This is a genomic window from Nostoc sp., assembly GCF_036917515.1.
In the GTDB taxonomy this organism is placed as follows: Bacteria; Cyanobacteriota; Cyanobacteriia; order Cyanobacteriales; family Nostocaceae; genus Nostoc.
The window spans coordinates 23,529-31,511 of sequence record NZ_JBALDE010000096.1 but is presented as its reverse complement, the minus strand read 5'-3'; the positions used below and the strand labels follow the sequence as shown (position 1 = coordinate 31,511).

At 38.9% G+C, this 7,983-nt stretch carries 5 protein-coding genes; 3 read left to right on the top strand and 2 right to left on the bottom strand.

All coding sequences use genetic code 11. The features are described from left to right. The 3 genes from V7K89_RS11300 to V7K89_RS11290 all read left to right on the top strand — a co-directional run. Positions 1-3,577 (top strand): CHAT domain-containing protein (locus V7K89_RS11300; RefSeq protein ID WP_335187123.1); only part of this gene is annotated, 3,577 nt, incomplete at its 5' end. 10 nt (positions 3,578-3,587) lie between these two features. Further along, on the top strand, positions 3,588-3,920 hold the full coding sequence (locus V7K89_RS11295; RefSeq protein WP_335187121.1) for a hypothetical protein: 333 nt from the start codon (positions 3,588-3,590) through the stop codon (positions 3,918-3,920). A 203-nt stretch (positions 3,921-4,123) separates the two neighbouring features. Next, on the top strand, positions 4,124-5,530 hold the full coding sequence (locus tag V7K89_RS11290; protein ID WP_335187119.1) for a hypothetical protein: 1,407 nt from the start codon (positions 4,124-4,126) through the stop codon (positions 5,528-5,530). Between the two features lie 161 nt (positions 5,531-5,691). Here V7K89_RS11290 and V7K89_RS11285 read toward each other — a convergent pair whose 3' ends face one another. Both V7K89_RS11285 and V7K89_RS11280 read right to left on the bottom strand, forming a co-directional pair. Next, the gene (locus V7K89_RS11285) at positions 5,692-6,738 is read right to left on the bottom strand and encodes a M42 family metallopeptidase (protein ID WP_335187125.1); all 1,047 of its coding nucleotides are present in this window, start codon (positions 6,736-6,738) and stop codon (positions 5,692-5,694) included. Between the two features lie 13 nt (positions 6,739-6,751). Then, positions 6,752-7,831, bottom strand: coding sequence for an SGNH/GDSL hydrolase family protein (locus V7K89_RS11280; RefSeq protein ID WP_335187117.1), 1,080 nt, complete (start codon positions 7,829-7,831; stop codon positions 6,752-6,754). Between the last annotated feature and the right edge of the window lie 152 nt (positions 7,832-7,983).

Below are 7,983 nucleotides of genomic sequence, written 5' to 3'. Positions count from 1 at the left end.
AGGAGACAGGGCAGATAACATCGAAATTGCGATCACTGCTTATACTGGTGCTTTAACTGTCTACACCAGAGAAGCTTTGCCTCAATCTTGGGCAATGACGCAAAATAATCTCGCAAATGTCTACAGCGAGAGAATAAAAGGAGACAGGGCAGATAACATCGAAATTGCGATCACTGCTTATACTGGTGCTTTAACTGTCTACACCAGAGAAGCTTTGCCTCAATCTTGGGCAACAACGCAAAATAATCTCGGACTTGCCTACAGAAATAGAATTAAAGGAGACAGGGCAGATAACATCGAAAAAGCGATCGCGGCTTATAATGCTGCTTTAACTGTCTACACTAGAGAAGCTTTGCCTCAATCTTGGGCAACAACGCAAAATAATCTCGGACTTGCCTACAGTGATAGAATTAGAGGAGATAAGGCAGATAACATCGAGCAGGCGATCGCGGCTTATAATGCTGCTTTAACTGTCAGAACTTCTGAAGCTTTGCCTATTGATTGGGCAATGACGCAAAATAATCTTGGACTTGCCTACAGGGAGAGAATAAAAGGAGACAGGGCAGATAACATCGAAAAAGCGATCGCTGCTTATACTACTGCTTTAACTGTCTACACCAGAGAAGCTTTGCCTCAATCTTGGGCAACAACGCAAAATAATCTCGCAATTGCCTACAGCGAGAGAATAAAAGGAGACAGGGCAGATAACATCGATCAGGCGATCGCGGCTTATAATGCTGCTTTAACTGTCAGAACTTCTGAAGCTTTGCCTCAATCTTGGGCAACAACGCAAAATAATCTCGCAATTGCCTACAGAAATAGAATTAAAGGAGACAGGGCAGATAACATCGAGCAGGCGATTGCGGCTTATAATGCTGCTTTAACTGTCTACACCAAAGAAGCTTTGCCTATTGATTGGGCAATGACGCAAAATAATCTCGCAAATGCCTACAAAAATAGAATAAAAGGAGACAGGGCAGATAACATCGAGCAGGCGATTGCGGCTTATAATGCTGCTTTAACTGTCAGAACTTCTGAAGCTTTACCTATTGATTGGGCAGAAACGCAAAATAATCTCGCAAATGCCTACAGGGATAGAATAAAAGGAGACAGAGCAGATAACATCGAAATAGCGATCGCTGCTTATACTGCTGCTTTAACTGTCAGAACTTCTGAAGCTTTGCCTATTGATTGGGCAATGACGCAAAATAATCTCGCAAATGCTTATAGCGATAGAATTCAAGGAGACAAGGCAGATAACATCGAAAAAGCGATCGCTGCTTATACTGCTGCTTTAAATGTCTACACCAGAGAAGCTTTGCCTATTGATTGGGCAGCAACGCAAAATAATCTTGCAAATGCCTACAGGGAGAGAATAAAAGGAGACAGGGCAGATAACATCGAAAAAGCGATCGCTGCTTATACTGCTACTTTAACTGTCAGAACTTCTGAAGCTTTGCCTATTGATTGGGCAATGACGCAAAATAATCTCGCAAATGCTTACAGAGATAGAATTCAAGGAGACAGGGCAGATAACATCGAAAAAGCGATCGCTGCTTATACTGCTGCTTTAACTGTCAGAACTTCTGAAGCTTTGCCTATTGATTGGGCAGCAACGCAAAATAATCTTGCAATTGCCTACAGGGAGAGAATAAAAGGAGACAGGGCAGATAACATCGAAAAAGCGATCGCTGCTTATACTGCTACTTTAACTGTCAGAACTTCTGAAGCTTTGCCTATTGATTGGGCAATGACGCAAAATAATCTCGCAAATGCTTACAGCGATAGAATTAAAGGAGACAGGGAAGATAACATCGAAAAAGCGATCGCTGCTTATACTGCTGCTTTAACTGTCAGAACTTCTGAAGCTTTGCCTCAAAAATGGGCAGAGACTTTATTCAACCTGGGAATAACTTACCAAGACGCAAACAAGTTTGACTTAGCATACAATACTTTTGAGTCTGCCATTGTCACCATAGAATCTTTGCGGGAAGAAATAGTATCTGGAGAAGAAAGTAAGCGTAAACAGGCGGAACACTTTAACGAAGTTTATAGCCGCATGGTAGAAGTTTGCAGGGAATTAAATAAGATTACCGAAGCAATTGAATATGTTGAACGCAGTAAAACCCGCAATTTAGTTGAACAAATTATTGAACGTGACTCTAAAACCATCTTCCCTCCAGAAGTATTCACTCAATTAGAAAAATATAGGGATGAAATAGCCGTAAGACAATATCAAATCCAAAATGGCAAAGCTGAAAATCCCAAAGTCCTTGCACAATATCTACAACAGTTGCGAAACCAGCGTAATGAATTGCAAAACCAATACTTACCTATTGGTTATGGTTTTAAATTCAACTCATTCCAAGCTTCTTTGGATGAGCATACAGCCATTATCGAGTGGTATATTCTCAACGATAAAATTCTGACGTTTATTGTCACAAAACAAAGAGAGGTAACTGTTTGCCAATCCCAACCAGAAGACCGAGAAGCTTTGATTGATTGGGTAAATAAATATTTGCAGAACTACTACACTCAAAAAGACCAATGGCAGAATAACTTAGGGAAAGCACTCAAAGAATTAGCTTCGATTCTGCATATTGATAAAATATTAACCCAAATACCAAAGCACTGCGATAAACTCATCCTGATTCCCCATCAATTCCTGCATTTATTCCCCCTTCATGCAATTTCAATAAATCCAAATTTGGAAAATTCGTCTTGTCTTCTGGGTTTATTTGCTGGTGGTGTAAGCTATGCACCCAGTTGTCAACTACTGCAACAAGTACAACAGCGCAAACGTCCTGATTTTCAATCTCTATTTGCAATTCAAAATCCTACAGAAGACCTTGATTTCACCAATTTGGAAGTAGAAAGCATATTATCTTACTTTCCCTTCCATCAAGTATTATCCAAAAAACAAGCCACAAAAGCTGCCTTATCCCAAGCAGCAACACAATTAAAAGAAGCAAATTATCTCCACTTTTCTTGTCACGGTTCTTTCAACTTAAATTATCCCCAAAATTCTTTTTTATTATTAGCAGATGCTTATGTTTACCCTATTCCTGATGATGCTAACCCAGAAAGATATCTCAAAGTTTCCGATACTGAAGCTGTAGATTTAAGTAAATGTTTGACATTGGGTAATTTATTTGAACGAACCTTTGACTTTAGTCAAACTCGTCTTGTGGTTCTCTCTGCTTGTGAAACAGGTTTAACTGACTTCAATAATACCAGTGATGAATATATCGGTTTACCTAGTGGCTTTCTCTACGCAGGTAGTAGCAGCGTTGTAAGTAGTTTATGGACGGTAAACGATTTATCAACATCCTTTTTGATGATTAAATTCATTCAAATTTTAAAAAATGCTACAGATATGTCAATACCACTTGCTATGAATCAAGCCCAGCGTTGGTTGCGGGATGCTACTAAAGAAGAATTGCAGGAATGGGTAAAAAAATTGGCGTTAGATAGTACTAATAAAGGAAAGATACGTCGTCAAATTAATAATATGACTGGAGAGCAACCATTCAACTCTCCTTTTCATTGGGCTGCATTTACTGCTGTTGGCAAATAGGAGAATAATAATGTCCGATTATGAAACAACTGTTAATATTTTTATCCATTTGCTGAATACTCAATCTTCTCTATTTTCAGCAGAGGATAGAATTACACTAATGAAATTGATTAATAACCAACCTGATGATATTAAATCTTTATCTAATGCTATCTCAGATTGGCTGTCAGAACATCCTGAAGTAGATAAAGCTTTAGCAAAATTTGAGGAAATAACAGGAAGAGGGCCAGGCGATAAGCAAGCAAATACAAATATTCCCAAATACGAACTTGATAAAAAGAATATACTTAATGAGATTCAACAAAGTTCGTCATCTGCTAAGGAAACAAAAAAACCGACTTAGGCTAATAGGTTATTTGAAAAGTGGTATATTGTAATTTTTATCGAACTATTACCCCCCTTATTCCCCCCTTATAAAGGGGGGAAATAAGAAAATCCGGTTCCCTCCCCTTATAAAGGGGAGGGTTAGGGTGGGGTATAAAGCCTGGTTAATCATCTTAAAGAAGCCGGGTATCTAAACATCGCGACATTTATCTTTATTTGAAAATGGATTATTTTTCAACAGGAAAGATAGCTTATCCCAAACTAACTCTTTATGCTTTTCATCTGAAGCATAGCCTGTCACAGAAACCTAAAATTCCTGTAAAAAATGCCAACAATTTATGGTTGAAATGCCAGCAGCTTGGTAAACAACTTGGTATTCCTAAACTAGAAACTTTACCTGAACTGATTGAAAAAGCAAATAATAAAAAAACTAGTATCACTGGAGAAATACTTCCCGAACGTTTATTAAAATTTACCGCTATCCAACATCAACAAAATCTACACTTAAGCGGTGAAGCTAATCCCCTAGAAATTCACAATACCTACGCCCTTGATTTAACTTTACGTTATCCTTATCCAGAAGTAAAACTTGCTGATTTAAGAGGGCTAAATCCAGACGATTGCTTACTTTCTAAAAATATCAAAGCTTCTCTAGGACAAACCTTAGTATTTTTTGCTCAACCTGTAGGAAAAATAGATGATGAACAAGCATTCGCTGATGCTTGTATCAAAGCATTATTATCAGAAAAAACTGTCCGAAAGCTAAAGATTTATCGTCAGCATCAAGGGCAATTATTAGGTAGTCCGATATTTGAATATGAAAATGATGCTGACTCTCCTGAAGAACAGTGTCATTTACTAATTTGGTTAAATACCCATTCCCTAACTACAGAATTAGAAAACAAGGGAGAATATTATTATCCTTTAATTGACCTTCTTCTTTGCCGCAGTAAAATTATTTATGCTCGTTCTAAAGCTATATGGTGTTATGAAGAAGCTAGATCAGCTTATTATAAGCTGGAAAGGTATAAACAAGAATTTAAAGAGCAAAAAAACAACTCTATAGATTCAAAATTTGATAATTTCAATCAATGGCTTCAGGAAATACCAGAAAGTTCTTTTAATTATGTTGATTATTTAAGAGATTTAGAACTGCATAGAACTACAATTCAAACTAATAGTAAAAACTATCGTTTATATCTTGACAAGCTAAATAAAATAGGCATTGACTCAGATAATTTAGAATTTTTGTTCAACTTCCTAGAACTAGCTGAAGATACCTTTGTCGAACAAATTAACACAGACTTAGCTTATCTTACTCCCGGTCAAAACCTCTTTGACCAGATGATTGGCACGATTCGCGGCATAGTAGAGTTAGAACAAGCCAAACGCGATCGCTCTTTAGAACGCACCATCCAAGTACTAGGTATAGCCTTTGGTGGCGGTGCAATAGTTTCTGGTGTTGTCACCGGACACATAGATAAACCCTTTGCACCACAGATAAATTTCAAGTACCCAGTTCACCCCTTGGTGTCATCTTTACTTTGGAGTGTTTTAGCTACGGTGATCTTTGGTCTAGTGGCGTGGTGGGTTACTCAACCGAAATTAGAGAGAAATAAACAGAAGTAGGCATTAGAGCAAGTTATCCGACTCACGCCACATCAATAGTAGGAATAATCTTGCTGTGCGATGTCTACGACGGGCTACGCCTACGCGCATTTTCGACAACCAGAAAAATTCACGCTATTTTGGATTGATATGCGATCGCTCTTTTGAGTGAAAGCCTTAAATTATTCCTCAAACTCTGTTTCACAGAAAGCTTTTAACAAATCGATACAATTAGCGATCGCTCCCAAATGAGTAATTTCATAACCGTGGGTATTTTGTGTCGGAAACGCCAAACACGCAGCACGTCCAACATGACCAAATTTCATCGCAATCGAAGCATCACTACCAAACTGACTCAGTATCGTTAGCTGCACTGATATATCAAGTTGCTTGCCAGATTGGCGCAGTTGTCCATTTAGTCCCTCATCATATATTCCATAAGCATCTTGAGATAAAAGTACAGGACTTTCGCCATCTTTAATCGGATATTCCTCAGATAATGGACAAATTTCTAAAGCAATCAAGGCATCCAAACGCTGATTTTGGGTGAAAAATAGCGCCCCAATTGCTCCTACTTCTTCTTTCGCTGACGCTACTAAATAAACATCGACTACTGGCTGTTTGAGATTTTCAGCCAAAGCTAGCAAAATCGCCACAGAAGCTTTGTTATCCAAAGTGTAACCAGCAATATGATCCTTTAACCGAATTGGACGCTTGCGATGTTTGCCAATCACTACTCTAGTTCCAGACCGAATACCAGCTGCTTCTAATTGAGCAGATGTCAGCTTCGTTTCAATCCAGGCATTTTCCCACTTCACAGTAGTATCTTCCTGCTGGACTTTTTGGGGTGATTCGTGAGAAACGTGGCGGGAACCAAAGCTGAGAATACCGCTAATGGTTTCCTTATCTCCCAGTAAATCGACAACGCCTTCACCATAAACCCACGGAAAAGAACCGCCAAGTTTGCTGACTTTGACACGACCTTGATCACCAATACTCTTGACAATTGCACCAATTTCGTCTTTATGTCCTGTGATCGCGATCGCTCGGTCAGGATTTTTTCCGGGAATCTTGGCAATAATATTATCGGCGCGATCGCACCAGACTTCTACACCCAGCGCGGCAAATCGTTGCATTAACAACTGATTAATCTCGATTTCTGCACCACTAGGGGAATGGTGCATGATTAATTCTTCAATAATTTCAAATAAGCGATCGTAATCCCACATCAATACAGTTAGTTTAGTTTTCAACTGTTGTATGAGACAATTGTGCATCAAAAACCCGGTCTGCTGTCATTAATGCTGACTTTTTTTGTTGACGCTTCAGCATTCCTACTGCACCAAAAGCACCAAGGGCTAAAATCCCCAAGTTGATCGCAGGTTCAGGAACAGACTTAGCCTCAATCGCCGCCAGTGCAGCATCTGCTACTAACTTATGAGCGCCTGTTGTTGGATGCACAGAGTCAAAGAACAAATAATCGTTTGGTTGAGAACATACACTGATGATTGTCTGGAAATTCCCTACTACGCAAGGGTTAGTCACATCTTTAAACCCAAACTTCCCTGGATTTGCTTGTACTTGATTAAATAGGGAAAATACATCTACAGAGATCAGATTCAGATCAGAGTTATTGCTAAATTTGCCTAGTTCCTCTGCTAATCTCTTGTTATGGTCATTTGTCAAACTAGTCAAGTTGCTAGATAGACCTGTCGCAAACGCAAATGGAATCCTGCCCAAATCAGGCAAGTTAAAGACTAAAATATTTTTTGCGCCAGATGAGGCAAGTAACCCTACTGCATCTGATAAATTCTGGACTGTTTGAATCGCATTGCTAGCTTGACCAAACACATAATCATTTGCACCTCCCCATACAGCATAAATGGCATTTGGATCAAGCTTCTGATTAGCTTGTAAGATAGGTTGCGTCAACAAGCCGACTTGCTCCAGTACTCCTGGTAACGGTGCACTAGGAACAACAGCATTGCCTTGACCAGAACTAGCACCACCGACAGCAAAGTTAATACCTTGGTTGGGAATAGTAGTATTTAAAGTAATGTATGGAGAGGGTTTTAATCCTAGCTGCTCTCCAAGGTAGTCTACCCACACTTGATCATTGGAAAAACGCCCTTGAAAGTAGGGTGGAGATTGGGGAATAGCTGTTGTTGGAGCCACTAAACCACCAGTAGCAGTGAAAACATTGCCAGTATCAGAAAGACTGTCGCCAAATACATAAAATTTGTTAAAACTCGCAGCACTTACTCTAAGCGGCAACATTAAAGATAAGAGAACAAATCCTGCTGCGACAGCTTGTTTTTTCATATTTGTTTTACTTGCGTTATTTTTTAGTTTGTTTAAAAGCAATCAAAAGGCGATAGTCTAACAACTTGTCTTTTGAGTTATTTCAAAACTAAGTACGTTTATTAAGTTAAGTTAGTTTACGTTGTTTTACTTAACTATGCCTTAAAAATTCA

Coding starts and splice junctions, on each gene's coding strand:
- V7K89_RS11295 (WP_335187121.1), top strand. CDS start 3,588: ATGTCCGATTATGAAACAACTGTTAATATTTTTATCCATTTGCTGAAT.
- V7K89_RS11290 (WP_335187119.1), top strand. CDS start 4,124: ATGGATTATTTTTCAACAGGAAAGATAGCTTATCCCAAACTAACTCTT.
- V7K89_RS11285 (WP_335187125.1), bottom strand. CDS start 6,738: ATGTGGGATTACGATCGCTTATTTGAAATTATTGAAGAATTAATCATG.
- V7K89_RS11280 (WP_335187117.1), bottom strand. CDS start 7,831: ATGAAAAAACAAGCTGTCGCAGCAGGATTTGTTCTCTTATCTTTAATG.